The following is a 15,646-nucleotide window of genomic DNA, read 5'->3' as shown; positions in this document are numbered from 1 at the left end:
GGGCACGGAGACATGCCGTGAGTGTGGACGCATAGCTCAGTTGGTAGAGCAGCTGACTCTTAATCAGCGGGTCCTAGGTTCGAGCCCTAGTGCGTCCACCAAACCTTTCAGATACTTATCCCCTTTTAGAGATGTTGGCCAACGTCTGTTTTCTTGCCCAGCTAGTCGGCGCCAAGAAACTCACTCCTCCCCTGGAAACTCACCCTACAAGCCGTGATCGCCACGCCACGATGGCCGCGAGGCCAACGAGCAATAGGACTTTAAATGCATCGTAATGTGATTTGTGAATTGAATTCACATTGTGATGTGATATATGGGCGGGTATGGATACGATCGAAAAAGTTCGCACCCTGGTCGGCAACGGGTTGATGACCCGGGCTGGCCTCGCACGTGCGGCAGGGCTTCACGCCAATACTTTGCGCGACTGTACGGATGATGGCTGGAACCCGACCACTGATACGCTCAACAAATTGGCCGCTTTTCTAGAGGCCAATGACGAAACGCCGGTCATAGTCGGTGCCGAGGAAATCATCGACGAGGCGCGCAACGGGCGGATGTTTATCCTTGTCGATGACGAAGACCGGGAGAACGAAGGCGATCTCATTATTCCGGCCCAGATGGCAACGCCCAATGCCATCAATTTCATGGCCACCTATGGCCGCGGGCTGATCTGCCTGTCGCTGGACAGCAAGCGCGTGAAGGCGCTTGGCCTCCAGCCCATGAGCCGCGACAACCGCGAAAGCATGCAGACCGCCTTCACCACTTCGATCGAGGCGAAGACGGGCGTGACGACCGGCATCAGTGCCGCGGATCGTTCGCGAACGGTGTCGGTCGCCATCGATCCTACCAAGGGTCCCGAGGACATCGTTACCCCGGGGCATGTCTTCCCGCTTACCGCACGCGACGGAGGCGTTCTGGTCCGCGCTGGACATACCGAAGCTGCAGTCGATATCTCGCGCCTTGCGGGGCTCAATCCATCGGGCGTGATCTGCGAGATCATGAAGGACGATGGTACGATGGCCCGGCTTGACGATCTCGTCGCCTTCGCGCGCAAGCATGACATGAAGATCGGGACGATCCGGGATCTGATCGAATACCGCATGCGGTACGATCATCTGGTAGAACGCATCGCCGAAGACAGCTTCGATTCCGATTACGGGGAAAGCTGGCGGATGCTGACCTACCGCAACAAGATCGACGGCAGCGAGAGCTATGTCCTGCAGAAGGGCGAGGTGCAGGAGGGAAAGCCCACCCTCACCCGTGTTCACCCGATCTCGATTTTCGACGACGTGCTCGGCAAGCCTGGTCCGCGCAAGCGCACACTCCAGCGCGCCATGCAGGCGATGGGCGAACATGGCTCGGGCGTCATCGTGATTATCACCGGCCGGCCCGCTTCGGGCTATGGCCAGAACGAATCCGAACGTAACGTGGGCATCGGATCGCAAATTCTTGCAGACCTGGGTGTGGAAGACATGATCCTGCTCAGCAATTCACAACCCAATGTCGTCGCGATCGAAGGCTATGGCCTGAACATCGTCGATCACATGCCCATTCCGGAGTAAGCCTTTGGCCAATTTCCTGATTGTCGAAGCCCGTTTCTACGACCATCTCAACGACCAGTTGATAGCAGGTGCGAAGTCCGCGCTGGAGGCCGAAGGGCATTCGGTAGAGGTCCTGACCGTCCCTGGCGCGCTGGAAATACCCGGCGCGATCTCTCTTGCTGCGGACAGCGGACGCTATGACGGCTTTGTCGCCATCGGCGTGGTGATCCGCGGCGACACCTACCACTTCGAGATCGTGGCTGGGGAAAGCGCACGCGGCATCATGGCACTGACGATGGACGGTATTGCGATCGGCAACGGCATCCTCACGGTCGAGAACGACGCGCAAGCTCTCGTTCGCGCCGATCCGAAGCAGAAGGACAAGGGCGGAGAAGCTGCCAAGGCTGCCCTCGCCCTGCTCGAACTGCGGAGCCGGTTCGCGAGCTAGGTCGAACCGAGGCCTGAATAAACAGCGGTTTTTGGAACACAATCACGCCGCGTCCGTCCTCGGCTCTATGCGAGACAGAAAATCATGAACGGGCCGCTGGAATGGATTGCTTCGATCGGCACGGTCGCGGCGGCCTCGATGATCGCCTTCGACCTGGGACGGCGGGCGACCGCCTGGGGCTTCATCCTGTTCTGTATCGTCTCGGCGCTCTGGATCTACATCGGTCTGACCGAGGACGCCATTCCGCTTGCCACGATGAACGGCGTCCTCCTGCTGATCAATGCCTGGGGGGTGTACCAGTACTGGCTACATCCCAAGAACCGGAAGGAAGATTGATGGTCAGCAGATGATCTTGCCGAAGCAATCTCGACCGGCATAGAGAGCGCTGTCACCCAGTTCTTCCTCGATACGGATGAGCTGGTTGTACTTCGCGAGCCGATCCGACCGTGCGAGGCTGCCGGTCTTGATCTGGCCGCAATTGGTGGCAACCGCCAGATCCGCAATCGTCGCATCCTCTGTTTCACCCGAGCGGTGCGACATGACGGCCGTGTAGCCCGCCCGGTTGGCGATGGTGACTGCGTCCAGTGTCTCGCTGAGCGTGCCGATCTGGTTGACCTTCACAAGCAGGGAATTGGCGAGGCCCTGGTCGATGCCTTCGCGCAGACGCTGCGGATTGGTGACGAACAAGTCGTCGCCGACGAGTTGGATGCTCTTGCCGATGCGATCGGTCAGCGCCTTCCAGCCCTCGAAATCGTCCTCGGCCATGCCGTCCTCGATCGAACGGATCGGATAATCACGGCAGAGCTTGTCGAGATATTCGGCCATTTCGGGCCCGTCGAGGGAGAGGTTCTCGCCCGAGATCTCGTATTTGCCGTCCTTAAAGAATTCGGTCGAGGCGCAGTCGAGCGCAAGTACCACGTCATCACCGGGCTTGAAGCCGGCCTGCTCGATCGACGCCATGATGAAATCGAGCGCGTCTCGGGTGCTCGCAAGATTCGGGGCGAAGCCACCTTCGTCACCGACCGAGGTCGCCAGCCCCTTTTCGCCCAGCTTCTTCTTGAGCGTGTGGAAAATCTCCGCCCCCCAACGAGCCGCTTCGGCGAAGCTGTCCGCCCCCACCGGCATGACCATGAATTCCTGGATGTCGATCGGGTTATCGGCATGTTCGCCGCCGTTGATGATGTTCATCATAGGAACCGGCAGGACATGCGCGGAAACACCGCCGATGTAGCTGTAGAGTGGCAGGCCGCGTGCGTTTGCCGCTGCCTTGGCGGTCGCCATGCTGACGCCGAGAATGCCGTTCGCGCCGAGACGCCCTTTGTTGTGCGTATCGTCGAGCGCGATCATCGAATGGTCGATGTCGCGCTGATCTTCGGCATCGAAATTGCCGACGAGAAGATCACGGATTTCGGTGTTCACCGCGTCGACTGCCTTGGTGACGCCCTTGCCGAGATAGCGGCCTTTGTCCCCGTCCCGCAGTTCGACCGCCTCATGCGCACCGGTCGATGCACCGGAAGGTACTGCCGCGCGGCCGAAGCTGCCGTCTTCCAGAAGTACATCGACTTCCACCGTCGGATTGCCCCGGCTGTCGAGAATTTCGCGAGCGTGGATATCGATAATTGCGGTCATTTCGGAACAGTCTCCGGCCTCTGGTGTTGTAATGGTGTAAAACACCCCCAAATCGGGGAATACGCGAAGCGCTCTATGCGCCGGAACACACCCGCGCAAGCCGCGTTGCACCATAGAAGACCGGGCGCTTTCCAGAGCCCGGATACGATCACGAATTGAGGGCTAGGACAGAAGCATGGCCGATACGACCGCAGGCGGAACGCCAAAGAAACGCAAAACTACCACCGCAAGTAAAACCAGCACCGCGAAGAAGCCGCGCAAGACCGTGGCCAAGAAGGGTGCAGCCAAGGAGATGACCCCCGTGACCAACACTGCCACGACACAGGAATCGAAGACCGGCGCGTCCAATCCGCACCGCGCCGAAGCCAAGAGCCGTTTCAACGCCGCCCTGGAAGAAGCAAAGGCCGGTGCCGCCGCGCTTAAAGCTGAGGGTCGCGAGCGTGCCGCTTCCTATCGCGGTCAAGCCAAGGACAAGAGCCAGGACTGGGTCAGCGAAGCCAAGACCTACGGCAAGGACGCCAAGGTCAAGGGGCGGGAGCTTGCCACCGAAGGCAAGGTCAAGACCAGCGAAGGCCTCCGTTCGCTCAGCCGCACGATCAATGAGAACGCGCATCAGGTCGACGAAAAGCTCGGCGCGAAATATGGTGAATATGCCCGCAGCGCGTCCACTGCGCTCGAGGACTATGCCGCCAAGCTCGACCAGAAGAGCGTCGACGATCTTGTCGAAGATAGCCGCGAATTTGTCCGCAAGAGCCCGGGAACCGCGATCGGCATCGCGGCCGTGGCCGGTTTCTTGCTCTCGCGCCTGTTTCGTCGCTGATCGCTCCGGAAACAGGGAGCGGGATGCTGGACGAAGAACCAAGGGACCGGGCGGGCTACGAAAGCCCGCTCGACACGCCTGACGAGCACGATGTTCATCACGAGGACGAGGCGCCACACGGCCCTTCCCTTGCCGATGATCTTCTTGCCCTGTTCGAAGATGGCAAGACCTACGCCGAGGCGGAGGTCGCCTATCAGAAGAGCCGTGCAGGCTATACCGCCAACCGGCTGAAAAGCGCCGTCGCCCTCGGCTTCGGCGCTTTCGGCGTGTTGCACCTTGCGCTGATCGCCCTCACCGTAGGTGTCGTTATCGCGTTGATGCCGCTGGTGGGTCCGTGGATCGCCACGGCCATTGTCTCGCTCACACTCATCGTGGTGGGCATCGTGTTATTGCGCATGCTCAAGAAGCGGATCGACGACATTCGCGCGGCTTTTTCGGATGAGGAAAAATGAGCGATCGCAAGATCCGCATGCTGGAAGACAAGTACCTCCGTGATTCCGCGCGGGCCCTTCTCGAAGCCGACATACAGCACCTCAAGACGGACCTTGTTCAGAAGAGCATCGGAACGCGGATCATCGACCGCGCCAAGGAAGGTGCGATCGATCTCTATGAAGAGGCGATCGATGTGGCGGAAGATAACAAAGGCGCCCTTGCGGCCCTGGTCGCCGCCATTGTGGTGTGGTTTGCCCGCAACCCTATCCTTTCGATCTTCGGATTTGGTCCCGAGGCCGAAGAAGAAGAAGAAGGCGACGGGTGGGACCTTCGGGACGAACCGGCGGAACACTTCGGTCGCTGAAACCGTTGGGTTAGCGAACACGAAATAATGAGGAAAATCATGGCAGACACCGCCGAAACCAACGTCACCCCGATCAGCGCCGACGGCAAGCTTACCGATCAGGAAAAGCGTGACCAGCTCCGCGCCCGTATTGAAGCAGGCGAGCAGCGGAACGAGGAACGCAGCTTGATGAACCAGGCGAAGGATGTCGCGGACAGTGCCGTCGATTTCGCCAAGCGGCACCCGGTGGCCACCATTGCCGGTGCAATCACCATAGGTCTCGTTATCGGTGCGATGACGCGCCGTGGACGCGATCTCGGCAGGCGCGGTGGTGCATTCGCGGCCTATGCAGCGGATACTGCCCTCGCCTACGGGCTTTCGATGCTGGAAGGAGCGGGCGACAAGATCGAAGACTTCGGCGATGCTGCCGGTACGCAGGCCCGCCGCCTCAAACGCGACACCGGATACCGTCTCGATTCCATGGGCGACAAACTGCGTTCAAGCAAGCGCCGTGCCGGTCGCAAGTCGTCGCGTGCCTATCGCGATCTGCGTGCGCGCCTGACGGACTAAACGCTTCCTAAACCAACTTGCAGTAGCGGCGTGACAGGGTTGCCTGTCGCGCCGCTTCCGCTATGGGCGTGGCCGTTATCTCCTCCCTTGAGAAAGAACGGACCAATGGAAGAAAAAGAGAGCAAACAGACGCTCTACCTGGTGATGGGCGGCCGGGTTACCGATCCGCGCAGCGTCACCTTCTCCGACCCGGAGAGCATTCATGTTGCGGGCGTTTACTCGAACTACGACGACGCCGAGGACGCCTGGCGCAGCAATGCCCAGCGCACCGTGGACGATGCCGAAATGAAGTACGTTATCGTCCACCTGCACAAGCTGCTCGATCCGGAAGCCTGAGGGTTCGGCAATGGGCTATTCGATCCGCTCGTTCGAAGAAGGCGATGCCGAAGCGCTCGCCGAGCTCGGACGCGCGGCCATCGGCGCAATCGGCCCGGACGCCTACAGCGAAGAGCAGGTCGAAGCCTGGCTGTCGAATTTCGCAGGTCCGGAAGTCTATCAGGCGCAGGCGGATGCCGGGACACAGATATTCATCGCCACGGACGACCACGAGGTCCCGGTCGCCTATGCCATGCTCGAGCAGACCGGCCACCTCGATCATCTCTACTGCCATCCCGACCATACCAACGAGGGCATCGCCTCGAGCCTGCTGGAAACGGCAGCGCTATATGCGAAGTACCACGGGATCACCCACCTCTTCACCGAAGCGAGCGAGATCGCGAAGCCGGCCTTCGAAAGCGCGGGCTATACGGCGATGAAGAAGCGCACCTTCGAGATCGAAGGCGTCGAGATCACGAACTGGGCGATGGTGAAGACCATCGAACCCGTAAACAGGGCCAAGAATACCGCTTGATCGGAAAGCGCCGCATGGTCGGCGGCGCTTCATATATGGATCAGACGAATTCGATCTTGTCGATCAGGTAGAACTTGTCCCCGCTCGGCACGGTGACTTCGACTTCTTCCTCGACCTGCTTGCCGATCAGTGCGCGAGCGATCGGCGAAGTGTAGCTGATCCGGCCCTTGCCAGCATCGGCTTCGGTCTGTCCGACGATCTGGTACTTCACCGGCTTGTCGTTCTCGTCGAGCAGCGTAACGGTCGCCCCGAAAACGACCTTGTCGCCGGAAAGCGTGGTCGGATCGATGATCTGCGCGCGGCTGATCTTGTCTTCCAGATCGCCGATCATCGCTTCGACCTGGCCTTGGCGTTCCTTGGCGGCGTGATATTCGGCGTTTTCCGAAAGATCGCCATGCGCACGCGCCTCCTCGATCGCATCGACGATCTTCGGCCGCTCGGCACGCAATGCCTTGAGATCGGCGGTCAGCTTTTCATAGCCCTCGGCCAGCATCGGCACTTTTTCCATGGGCTTCAATCCTTCCTGCTTTGCCTACCGATCCGGACAATTCGACCGTGCACCGCGAACTTGCGGTGCGTATCGTGACCGAATGTTTGGAGGGTACGCGTTTGTTTCTTGTCAGCTATAATAGTCTTGCAGGGAACGCACTTCAAGTTGCTCGGTCGAAACCTCCGCAATTGCCCGCGCTGCGGCCAGGCTGCCCGCCGCCGTCGTATAGTATGGCAGCTTCTTTTCGAGAGCGGCCTCGCGGATCGACTGACTGTCGAGCAGCGACTGCCAGCCTTCGGTCGAGTTGAAAATCAGCGCGACCTCTCCGTCGATAATCGCATCGACGATATGCGGACGACCTTCGGCTACCTTGTTGACGCGCTCCACTTCCAGGCCCTGTTCTGACAGGAACCGCTGGGTGCCTCCTGTCGCGATGACGCGGAAACCCTTCTCGATGATCGTCTTCACGGCGGGGAGGATGACCTCCTTGTCGCTGTCCTTCACCGAAACGAACACCGTTCCCTGCGTGGGCAGCTGCATTCCCGCACCGAGCTGCGACTTGTAGAACGCGGCCGGGAAGCTGCGGTCGATGCCCATCACTTCGCCGGTGGATTTCATCTCGGGCGAAAGCACTGGGTCAGAACCGGGGAAACGCGCGAAAGGAAAAACGGCTTCCTTCACCGCCATGTGGCCCGGCTTGAGGTCGAAGGGCTCGAAGCTGGACAGGGGCTCACCCGCCATCACGCGGGCAGCGATCTTGGCGATGGGCCGCCCGATGGCCTTGGCGACGAAGGGCACCGTGCGGCTCGCGCGCGGATTGACCTCGATCAGGTAAACCTCGCCATCCTTCACCGCGAACTGGACGTTCATCAGGCCGCGCACTTCCAGCGCTTCGGCGAGCGCAGTCGCCTGACGCTCCATCTCCTCGATGATTTCCGCAGGAAGGCTGTAGGGCGGCAAGGTACAGGCGCTGTCACCCGAATGGACACCCGCCTCCTCGATATGCTGCATGACGCCTGCTATGCGGACTTCATTGCCGTCGGCTACCACATCGACGTCGCATTCCACCGCGTCGCGCAGGTACTGGTCGACCAGCACTGGGCTGTCGCCCGAAACATTAACCGCGGTCGCGATGTAATCATCGAGCTGCGCTTCACTGTCGACGATTTCCATGGCTCGGCCACCAAGCACGTAACTCGGGCGAAGGAGAACAGGATAACCGATGCGCGAAGCGGCAGCCACCGCCTCGTCGCGGCTCTTTGCTATGCCATTGAGCGGCTGCTTGAGCTTCAACTGGTTGACTAGGCGGGCAAAGCGTTCGCGGTCTTCGGCGAGGTCGATCGCATCGGGACTGGTGCCGAGGATGGGGATCCCCTCGCGCTCCAGCGCGGCGGCCAGTTTCAGCGGGGTCTGCCCGCCGAACTGAACGATCACACCGACCACTTCGCCCTTGGACATTTCGACGCGCATGATCTCCAGCACGTCTTCCTCGGTCAGCGGTTCGAAATAGAGGCGGTCGGAAGTGTCGTAATCGGTGGAGACCGTTTCCGGGTTGCAGTTGACCATGATGGTCTCGAACCCGGCTTCTGCCAGCGCGAAGCAGGCGTGGACGCAGCAGTAATCGAATTCGATACCTTGCCCGATCCGGTTGGGACCGCCGCCGAGGATGACGATCTTCTTGGCGTCGCTCGGCTCGGCCTCGTCTTCGGGCTCACCGAAACTTGGGGCCTCGTAAGTCGAGTACATATAGGGCGTCACCGCTTCGAATTCGGCGGCGCAGCTGTCGATCCGCTTGTAGACCGGATAGACGCCGAGCTTGTGGCGCAGCTTGCGCACTTCCTGCTCCGAAGTCGCACCGGCCATGGCGCGAAGGGCATCGTGCAGCAGGCCCGAACGCCGCGCCTGCGTTTCGGCCATGCCGCCCGCAACACCGACCGAACGCACCGCCAGCGTGGCGAGGCGCTTGTCGGAAAAGCCCATTGCTTTCAGGCGGCGCATTTCCGCCTCGTCACGCGGAAGACCATTATGGCCCAGCATGTTCTCTTCGTAGATAATCGCTTCGATCTGGCGCAGGAACCACGGGTCGAAACCGGTGATTTGGGCCACTTCCTCGACGGTGAATTCCTCGCGGAAAGCCTGCGCGATCCGGAGGATGCGGTCGGGTGTGCGCTGGCTCAATGCAGCGGTGATCTTTTCCCGGCTGACGCCTTCGAGTTCTGGCACGCGGTTGAAGCCGTCGAGGCCGGTTTCGAGGCCGCGCAAGGCCTTCTGGACCGATTCCGCAAAACATCGGCCGATCGCCATCACCTCTCCGACCGATTTCATTGCGGTCGACAGCTCAGGCTTTGCCCCCTTGAATTTCTCGAAGGCGAAGCGCGGGATCTTGGTGACGACATAGTCGATCGTCGGCTCGAAACTGGCCGGAGTCGCGCCGGTGATCTCGTTCTGCACCTCGTCCAGCGTATAGCCTACCGCCAGCTTCGCAGCGACCCGCGCGATGGGGAAGCCGGTGGCCTTGGATGCCAGTGCGGAAGATCGCGAAACGCGCGGGTTCATCTCGATGACGATCAGGCGCCCGTCCTTCGGATTGACTGCGAACTGTACGTTCGAACCACCTGTTTCCACACCGATTTCACGCAGCACCTCGATGCTGGCGGTGCGCATGATCTGGTATTCCTTGTCGGTCAGCGTCAGCGCCGGCGCGACGGTTATGGAATCCCCCGTGTGCACGCCCATCGGATCGACGTTCTCGATCGAACAGATGATGATGCAATTGTCCTTGCGGTCGCGCACCACCTCCATCTCGTATTCCTTCCAGCCGAGGAGCGATTCCTCGATCAGGACTTCGGTGGTGGGCGAAGCGTCGAGACCTTCGCGCACGATCCGCTCGAACTCGGCCCGGTTGTAGGCAATGCCTCCCCCGGTCCCGCCAAGCGTGAAGCTGGGCCGGATGATGGCAGGCAGGCCGGTGCGTTCCAGCACGGCGTAAGCCTCGTCCACGGTCTTGGCCACGCCGCTGCGCGCGCTTTCGAGGCCGATCTTGTCCATTGCCTCGCGGAAGCGCTGGCGGTTCTCAGCCTTGTCGATGGCGTCCGCATCGGCGCCGATCATCTGGACCCCGTATTTCTCCAGCGTGCCGTCATGATAGAGCGCCAGCGCGCAGTTAAGCGCGGTCTGCCCGCCCATCGTCGGCAGCACCGCGTCGGGCCGCTCCTTGGCGATGATCTTGGCTACGATCTCGGGCGTGATCGGCTCGACATATGTTGCGTCGGCCATTTCCGGATCGGTCATGATCGTGGCGGGGTTGGAGTTGACCAGGATGACCCGGTAGCCCTCCTCCTTCAGCGCCTTGATCGCCTGCGTACCGGAATAGTCGAATTCGCAGGCCTGGCCGATGATGATCGGGCCAGCGCCGATGACGAGGATAGAGGAGATGTCAGTGCGTTTGGGCATTATGAAGAGCTTCCCAGCGTAGGAGGGGGAGGCGGCAGGTCATTTATCCAGTGCCACACGCTTGAAGGGAGAGAACCGCCCATGAAATGAGGAACGGCGTAAGTGAGTGTGAAAAAAGTCTCTCCGAAAAATTGCCGAAACTCGGGTGCCAGCTCCTGCACTCCGCGATGAGACTTAAAAATGTATGTACCCAAAAACGGCAGATACCACCTATCGATGTCACGGTGTGACTTCATAAAAATCTGTACTTGGCTATCGCTTGGGTTAGCCGCGAATGCCTTGTAGGAAAGAACGTAGACAAAATTTGTCATTGCGCTTGCTCCCCCTGTCCAAGTCGGGGGTTTGCCACAGGAGTTTCGTCCATAATCGCTTCGATGATCGGCTCTTTTCCGTCGCGGTTTTGTCCCATCAAAGAGATAGCTGCCATGTTTTCTGTGTGTTCTTCCGTGGGAAGATTTTTGCCTTTCAATTCTTTATAAAACCACAGACCAAACGTCCCGAGGCCCACGAGCGAAATTATCGAGAGCAACCAAATTGCCATCCAACCTTCGACGACGAACAATGGTGCCGCACAAATTGCAAGAATAATTCCACACAACTTCGACCCTTCAGAGAGTGCGCTAGTTCGCTTTGTTGAAGTCTGACGAAGAATAGTTGGCAGATTCATCATACCAACATCCCCACAAACTTCTCGAACAGGTAGAAGCTATCCTGCGGCCCCGGCGATGCCTCGGGGTGATACTGCACCCCGAACGCCTTCTTGCCCTTGATGCTGATCCCGCAATTGGTGCCGTCGAATAGCGAGACGTGGGTCTGCTCCACACCGTCGGGCAAGGTTTCGCCGTCGACCGCGAAGCCGTGGTTCATGCTGGTGATCTCGACGAGGCCGGTGCTTTCGCCCCACCCTTCCCCGACCCGCTGGACGGGGTGGTTTGCGCCGCGGTGGCCCTGGAACATCTTGGCGGTTTTCGCCCCTACGGCAAGTCCGAGCATCTGGTGGCCGAGGCAGATACCGAATAGCGGCACGTCGCGCTCTAGCAGTCCCTTGATCACCGGCACGGCATATTCGCCTGTCGCCGCCGGATCCCCTGGACCGTTGGAAAGGAACACGCCGTCCGGTTCCAGCGCGAGAATGTCATCAAGGCTGGTGCGTGCCGGCACGACCGTGACCTTCGCGCCCGCTTTCACGAGGTTGCGGAAGATATTGTCCTTCGCGCCATAATCGATCGCCACCACATGTGGTTTTGCATTGTCGGCTTCTGCATAGCCGGTGCCGAGCTGCCAGTAGCCGCCCTTCCAGTCTTCGTGCGTATCGCGGGTCACGCCGGGCACGAGGTCGAGCCCTTCCAGGCCGCTCCATTCGGCGGCCTGCTTCTTGAGCGCCTTCATGTCGAACTGGCCGCGCGGATTATGTGCGATTACGGCGTTGGGTGCGCCCTGAATGCGGATGCGCCGGGTCAGCGCCCGCGTGTCCACGCCGGACAGGCCGATCTTGCCGTGCCGCACGCACCACTCCACGAATTCGTCGCGGGCACGGAAATTCGAATGGCGGGTCACGTCCTGCCGCACGACGAGGCCGACTGCGCCCAGCCCGCGGCTCTCCACGTCTTCCTCGTTCGCGCCGACATTGCCGATATGCGGGAAGGTGAAGGTGACGATCTGGCTGTCGTAGGAGGGATCGGTCATCACCTCCTGGTATCCGGTCATCGCGGTATTGAAGCAGACTTCGCCCACCGCGCTGCCGGACGCGCCGAAGCCCTTGCCCCAGATGCAGGTGCCATCTGCCAGAACGAGGACTCCCGTCGCATCTTTGGGTTGCGCGTGCGAAAATGCGGACAGGGCCATGGGCGCTCCGGGTAAGGGGTTTCCAGCGATGTGTGCTAAGTCCCAGCCGCTAGGGCCAGCGACGAGTCCCGTCAAGCGCCGCTTTATGACCTTGCCCGGCGGAACACTTGGCTTTCCGCGACCTTCCATTAAATGAAGGGCGAAACATCCACAGTTTAAACAAGAAGAGACAAAATGCTCCGCGAACAGATCCAGTCCGAAACAGTCACCGCCATGAAGGCCAAGGAAAAGGAGCGCACCGCGGCGCTCCGCCTCATCGGGGCGAAGATCAAGGACCGCGATATCGAGCTGCGGACTTCGGACAAGAAGCCGGGTGATGACGAGCTGGTCACCGATGTGCTGATGAAGATGGCCAAGCAGCGCCGCGAATCGATCGAGATGTATGAAAGCGGCGGCCGCCAGGAACTGGCGGACAAGGAGAAGGCCGAACTCGCCGTCATCGAGGAATTCCTGCCCAAGCAGATGAGCGAAGACGAAACCCGCGCCGCCATCGCGCAGATCAAGGCCGATACCGGTGCGGAAGGTATGAAAGACATGGGCAAGGTCATGGCCGAACTGAAAGCGCGCCACGGCGCCACCCTGGATATGAGCAAGGCGAGCGGGCTGGTGAAGGAGGCCCTGTCTTGAGGAAGCTGCTACTGATCGCGCCGCTTGCCCTTGCGGCCTGTTCCCAGAGCGAACCCGAGCCTGCACCCACCCCGACGCCCACGGTCGCCCAGCCCCGTACGCTGGCCGCGGCCGACCTCGACCTGTCCACGCTCGGTGCGAAAATCGTCGGGCCTCAGGGCCCTGAGGTGGAAACCGTATTGAGCGCCGGAAATCGTGAAATCGGCAAGATGGTGAGCTTCGTCGCCTGTCCCGAGAGCACCGAGGAATGCAAGCCGGGCGAAATGCCCGAAGGCACCATCTACACCTATGTCCACCGCGTGACGCTTATCGATATAGAGGAACCCGAAGCGGAGCCGACCGAAGGGCCCGAGGTGGTCGAAAGCCCGCCTACTCTCTTTCGAACTACGGAGAGAGCCCACGGCTTCAACCGCGCAGTCGGCTATTCGAATGCCGAGGCGATGGCAGCGCTCGGCAGTGAGGATGCGATTTCCATCACCAGCGATGATGGACGCATCATCTGGCGTGTGACGCAGGGCAGTTGGGAGCCGGGTTCGTCGCTGACGTTCTGGTGGCAATCCACCCTGCCCCCTGCGGGTCCCGCCGATGCCTATCTGCTGGAGGTCGATGGCAATCAGGCGGTCGCCAAGGGTCCCTTCCCCGCCGAAGAAAAACCGGCAGGGGCACCGCGCGCGAACTAGCGATTGGCAGCCCGCCGTTGTAGGGAAAGGGCATGGCCCTCTCACCCCAATGGCTGGACGAATTGCGCATGCGGACGACGCTGTCCGCTGTGATCGGCCGCACGGTCAGGCTGACCAAGGCGGGGCGCGAGTTCAAAGCCTGCTGCCCCTTCCACAACGAGAAGACGCCCAGCTTTTACGTCAACGACGAAAAGGGATTCTACCACTGCTTCGGCTGCGAGGCACATGGCGACGCAATCCGCTGGCTGACCGACCAGCGCGGCATGCCCTTCATGGATGCGGTAAAGGAACTGGCCGCCGAAGCCGGGATGGAAGTTCCGGCACCCGACCCGCGATCTGCGGAAAGGGCGGAAAAGCGGGCGAGCCTGCATGATGTCACATCCGCGGCGCAGCAGTGGTTCGTCGATCGACTCTCCTCATCCGAAGGCGCCGAGGCGCGGACCTATCTGAAGAACCGGGGCTTTTCCGACAGAGTGGTGCGCGAATTCGGCTTCGGCTTCGCACCGTCCGACCGGCAGGCTCTCAAGAACGCCCTGCCCTTCGATGAATCCATGCTCGTCGAAGCGGGGATGCGGATCGAGGTCGAGGGCAAGGATCCCTACGACCGTTTCAGGGACCGCCTGATGCTGCCCATCCAGGACACGCGCGGCCGGGTGATCGCATTCGGCGGACGCATCCTGGATGCGGAGGCGCATGGGCCGAAATATCTCAACAGCCCCGACACGCCGCTCTTCGACAAGGGACGCACGCTCTACAATCTGCACCGCGCCGCGCCTGCCGCCCGTCAGAGCGGACGTATCGTGGTCGTTGAAGGCTATATGGACGCTATCGCGCTCGCGAATGCCGGTATCGCGGAAGCCGTCGCGCCACTCGGCACGGCGCTGACCGAGCACCAGATCGAGCTTCTCTGGCGCCAGGTGGAACGGCCGATTCTGTGCTTCGACGGCGATAACGCCGGGCAACGCGCAGCCATGCGCGCAATCGGACGCGTGCTTCCGATGCTTCGTCCGGGCCATTCGCTCGCCATCGTGCGCATGCCCGCAGGCAAGGACCCGGACGATCTCCTGCGCGAGAGGGGCACCGCCGCAATGGAGGAACTTCTCGCCAATCCCGAAAGCCTGCTCGATACGCTTTGGGCCTTCGAGCGCGATGCCATGCCGCTCAATTCTCCCGAAGAGAAAGCCGGGCTCAAGGAGCGCCTGCTGAACCATGTCGACGCAATCCAGCACCCCGATATCAAGGCGCTCTACAAGCGCGAACTGCTCGAGCGATTCTCCAATTTCGCCTTTCCGCCCCGCCCTCCCCGGGAATTCAAGCCGCGTGGACAATGGCAAGGCGGTTTCAAACCGCCCCCGCCCCGCCTTTCCCCCGAGACTGCTGCCCGGCTGAAACACGCCATGTCGGGCGGTTCGCGTGACACCCTTTCAAGCGCTGTAATCCACGGACTTTTGCGCCATCCCGGCGAGATCGCCCGGCACGAAGCGGCCCTTTCGCGCTTCGCCGCGCGTGACCGAAATGTCGGCCCTGCGATAGATTCCTTACTTGCCGCTGCGGAAATGCTTGATTCGCACGCCCAATCGCCCATATCGCTGCCAGAAGGCCTACCCGCCCCACCGGCAAACACCCGTTTCGCTTTTCTAGATAAAGGCACCGACCCGGTTAATGCGCGCGAGGATCTGGCTGAAGCCGTGTCGTTGCTGGTCGAAAGGCCGGCGCTCGAAGCTGCGCTCGCAGAGGCGACTGCGCGATTCGAAACCGACCCCGAAGGAGCTTTCGCCGAACAACAGCGTTTGTTGAAGCGGAAGCTGGAATTCGAGGCGCGACTCGGACACATGGCAAGTCGAAGGGCCGCTTCGTCGGCCACGAAGGATAGAGACAGCGCGCAGGGTACAGAACCTGCGGGCGGTGCATAGAACGG

Annotated in this window: 17 protein-coding genes and 1 tRNA gene; 13 read left to right on the top strand and 5 right to left on the bottom strand. The window is 60.9% G+C overall.

Going from position 1 to position 15,646, the window contains the following annotated elements; translation table 11 throughout:
• Positions 1–25 precede the first annotated feature (25 nt).
• From K3180_RS05485 to K3180_RS05470, 4 genes are all read left to right on the top strand, one after another.
• Positions 26–101, top strand: a tRNA-Lys gene (locus tag K3180_RS05485).
• 222 nt (positions 102–323) lie between these two features.
• On the top strand, positions 324–1,562 hold the full coding sequence (gene ribB / locus K3180_RS05480; protein WP_247710340.1) for a 3,4-dihydroxy-2-butanone-4-phosphate synthase: 1,239 nt from the start codon (positions 324–326) through the stop codon (positions 1,560–1,562).
• 4 nt (positions 1,563–1,566) lie between these two features.
• Complete coding sequence (gene ribH, locus K3180_RS05475) at positions 1,567–1,989, top strand: 6,7-dimethyl-8-ribityllumazine synthase (RefSeq protein WP_221538824.1); 423 nt, start codon at positions 1,567–1,569, stop codon at positions 1,987–1,989.
• Between the two features lie 84 nt (positions 1,990–2,073).
• A complete protein-coding gene (locus K3180_RS05470) occupies positions 2,074–2,325 on the top strand; it encodes a hypothetical protein (RefSeq protein ID WP_221538822.1) in 252 nt (83 codons plus the stop codon).
• 3 nt (positions 2,326–2,328) lie between these two features.
• Here K3180_RS05470 and eno read toward each other — a convergent pair whose 3' ends face one another.
• The gene (gene eno / locus K3180_RS05465; RefSeq protein WP_221538821.1) at positions 2,329–3,618 is read right to left on the bottom strand and encodes a phosphopyruvate hydratase; all 1,290 of its coding nucleotides are present in this window, start codon (positions 3,616–3,618) and stop codon (positions 2,329–2,331) included.
• Between the two features lie 175 nt (positions 3,619–3,793).
• Here eno and K3180_RS05460 point away from each other — a divergent pair, with 175 nt between their 5' ends.
• The 6 genes from K3180_RS05460 to K3180_RS05435 all read left to right on the top strand — a co-directional run bounded on the left by K3180_RS05460 (position 3,794) and on the right by K3180_RS05435 (position 6,633).
• The gene (locus K3180_RS05460) at positions 3,794–4,438 is read left to right on the top strand and encodes a DUF883 C-terminal domain-containing protein (RefSeq protein WP_221538820.1); all 645 of its coding nucleotides are present in this window, start codon (positions 3,794–3,796) and stop codon (positions 4,436–4,438) included.
• Positions 4,439–4,461: 23 nt separating this feature from the next.
• Complete coding sequence (locus tag K3180_RS05455; RefSeq protein WP_221538819.1) at positions 4,462–4,890, top strand: phage holin family protein; 429 nt, start codon at positions 4,462–4,464, stop codon at positions 4,888–4,890.
• Complete coding sequence (locus K3180_RS05450) at positions 4,887–5,234, top strand: hypothetical protein (protein ID WP_221538818.1); 348 nt, start codon at positions 4,887–4,889, stop codon at positions 5,232–5,234. Before K3180_RS05455 ends, K3180_RS05450 begins: the two co-directional genes overlap by 4 nt.
• Before the next feature lie 39 nt (positions 5,235–5,273).
• Positions 5,274–5,783, top strand: coding sequence for a hypothetical protein (locus K3180_RS05445; RefSeq protein WP_221538816.1), 510 nt, complete (start codon positions 5,274–5,276; stop codon positions 5,781–5,783).
• Positions 5,784–5,888: 105 nt separating this feature from the next.
• A complete protein-coding gene (locus K3180_RS05440; RefSeq protein WP_221538814.1) occupies positions 5,889–6,119 on the top strand; it encodes a DUF4170 domain-containing protein in 231 nt (76 codons plus the stop codon).
• Positions 6,120–6,129: 10 nt separating this feature from the next.
• Positions 6,130–6,633, top strand: a complete 504-nt coding sequence (locus tag K3180_RS05435) for a GNAT family N-acetyltransferase (RefSeq protein WP_221538798.1) — start codon at positions 6,130–6,132, stop codon at positions 6,631–6,633.
• A 40-nt stretch (positions 6,634–6,673) separates the two neighbouring features.
• Here K3180_RS05435 and greA read toward each other — a convergent pair whose 3' ends face one another.
• The 4 genes from greA to carA form a co-directional block, all read right to left on the bottom strand.
• On the bottom strand, positions 6,674–7,141 hold the full coding sequence (gene greA / locus K3180_RS05430) for a transcription elongation factor GreA (RefSeq protein WP_425594516.1): 468 nt from the start codon (positions 7,139–7,141) through the stop codon (positions 6,674–6,676).
• A 111-nt stretch (positions 7,142–7,252) separates the two neighbouring features.
• Positions 7,253–10,576, bottom strand: coding sequence for a carbamoyl-phosphate synthase large subunit (carB, locus tag K3180_RS05425; RefSeq protein ID WP_221538795.1), 3,324 nt, complete (start codon positions 10,574–10,576; stop codon positions 7,253–7,255).
• 307 nt (positions 10,577–10,883) lie between these two features.
• Positions 10,884–11,246 (bottom strand): hypothetical protein, encoded by a 363-nt coding sequence (locus K3180_RS05420; protein ID WP_221538793.1) that lies wholly within the window; start codon positions 11,244–11,246, stop codon positions 10,884–10,886.
• Complete coding sequence (gene carA, locus K3180_RS05415; protein WP_221538792.1) at positions 11,243–12,421, bottom strand: glutamine-hydrolyzing carbamoyl-phosphate synthase small subunit; 1,179 nt, start codon at positions 12,419–12,421, stop codon at positions 11,243–11,245. Before carA ends, K3180_RS05420 begins: the two co-directional genes overlap by 4 nt.
• Positions 12,422–12,595: 174 nt before the next feature.
• Here carA and K3180_RS05410 point away from each other — a divergent pair, with 174 nt between their 5' ends.
• From K3180_RS05410 to dnaG, 3 genes are read left to right on the top strand one after another with little or no spacing between them, the layout of a single operon-like run.
• Positions 12,596–13,048: a GatB/YqeY domain-containing protein gene (locus K3180_RS05410; RefSeq protein ID WP_221538789.1), complete on the top strand. Its 453-nt coding sequence runs from the start codon at positions 12,596–12,598 to the stop codon at positions 13,046–13,048.
• Positions 13,045–13,728: a hypothetical protein gene (locus tag K3180_RS05405; RefSeq protein ID WP_221538787.1), complete on the top strand. Its 684-nt coding sequence runs from the start codon at positions 13,045–13,047 to the stop codon at positions 13,726–13,728. The genes K3180_RS05410 and K3180_RS05405 overlap by 4 nt, the downstream gene beginning before the upstream one ends.
• A 32-nt stretch (positions 13,729–13,760) precedes the next feature.
• Entirely contained in the window at positions 13,761–15,641 is a 1,881-nt protein-coding gene (gene dnaG, locus K3180_RS05400; RefSeq protein ID WP_221538785.1) for a DNA primase, read from the top strand.
• Positions 15,642–15,646: the final 5 nt, after the last annotated feature.

The sequence above is a fragment of the Qipengyuania huizhouensis genome (assembly GCF_019711635.1).
Taxonomy (GTDB): Bacteria; Pseudomonadota; Alphaproteobacteria; order Sphingomonadales; family Sphingomonadaceae; genus Qipengyuania; species Qipengyuania huizhouensis.
The sequence above is the reverse complement of the archived record's forward strand: the minus strand, read 5'-3'. Positions and strand labels throughout refer to the sequence as shown.

What these genes read in the sequence shown, in the direction of transcription:
- carA (WP_221538792.1), bottom strand. Translation starts at nt 12,421, where the DNA reads ATGGCCCTGTCCGCATTTTCGCACGCGCAACCCAAAGATGCGACGGGA.
- greA (WP_425594516.1), bottom strand. Translation starts at nt 7,141, where the DNA reads ATGGAAAAAGTGCCGATGCTGGCCGAGGGCTATGAAAAGCTGACCGCC.
- K3180_RS05450 (WP_221538818.1), top strand. Translation starts at nt 4,887, where the DNA reads ATGAGCGATCGCAAGATCCGCATGCTGGAAGACAAGTACCTCCGTGAT.
- K3180_RS05455 (WP_221538819.1), top strand. Translation starts at nt 4,462, where the DNA reads ATGCTGGACGAAGAACCAAGGGACCGGGCGGGCTACGAAAGCCCGCTC.
- K3180_RS05445 (WP_221538816.1), top strand. Translation starts at nt 5,274, where the DNA reads ATGGCAGACACCGCCGAAACCAACGTCACCCCGATCAGCGCCGACGGC.
- K3180_RS05460 (WP_221538820.1), top strand. Translation starts at nt 3,794, where the DNA reads ATGGCCGATACGACCGCAGGCGGAACGCCAAAGAAACGCAAAACTACC.
- carB (WP_221538795.1), bottom strand. Translation starts at nt 10,576, where the DNA reads ATGCCCAAACGCACTGACATCTCCTCTATCCTCGTCATCGGCGCTGGC.
- K3180_RS05440 (WP_221538814.1), top strand. Translation starts at nt 5,889, where the DNA reads ATGGAAGAAAAAGAGAGCAAACAGACGCTCTACCTGGTGATGGGCGGC.
- dnaG (WP_221538785.1), top strand. Translation starts at nt 13,761, where the DNA reads ATGGCCCTCTCACCCCAATGGCTGGACGAATTGCGCATGCGGACGACG.
- K3180_RS05435 (WP_221538798.1), top strand. Translation starts at nt 6,130, where the DNA reads ATGGGCTATTCGATCCGCTCGTTCGAAGAAGGCGATGCCGAAGCGCTC.
- K3180_RS05410 (WP_221538789.1), top strand. Translation starts at nt 12,596, where the DNA reads ATGCTCCGCGAACAGATCCAGTCCGAAACAGTCACCGCCATGAAGGCC.
- eno (WP_221538821.1), bottom strand. Translation starts at nt 3,618, where the DNA reads ATGACCGCAATTATCGATATCCACGCTCGCGAAATTCTCGACAGCCGG.
- K3180_RS05420 (WP_221538793.1), bottom strand. Translation starts at nt 11,246, where the DNA reads ATGATGAATCTGCCAACTATTCTTCGTCAGACTTCAACAAAGCGAACT.
- ribB (WP_247710340.1), top strand. Translation starts at nt 324, where the DNA reads ATGGATACGATCGAAAAAGTTCGCACCCTGGTCGGCAACGGGTTGATG.
- K3180_RS05470 (WP_221538822.1), top strand. Translation starts at nt 2,074, where the DNA reads ATGAACGGGCCGCTGGAATGGATTGCTTCGATCGGCACGGTCGCGGCG.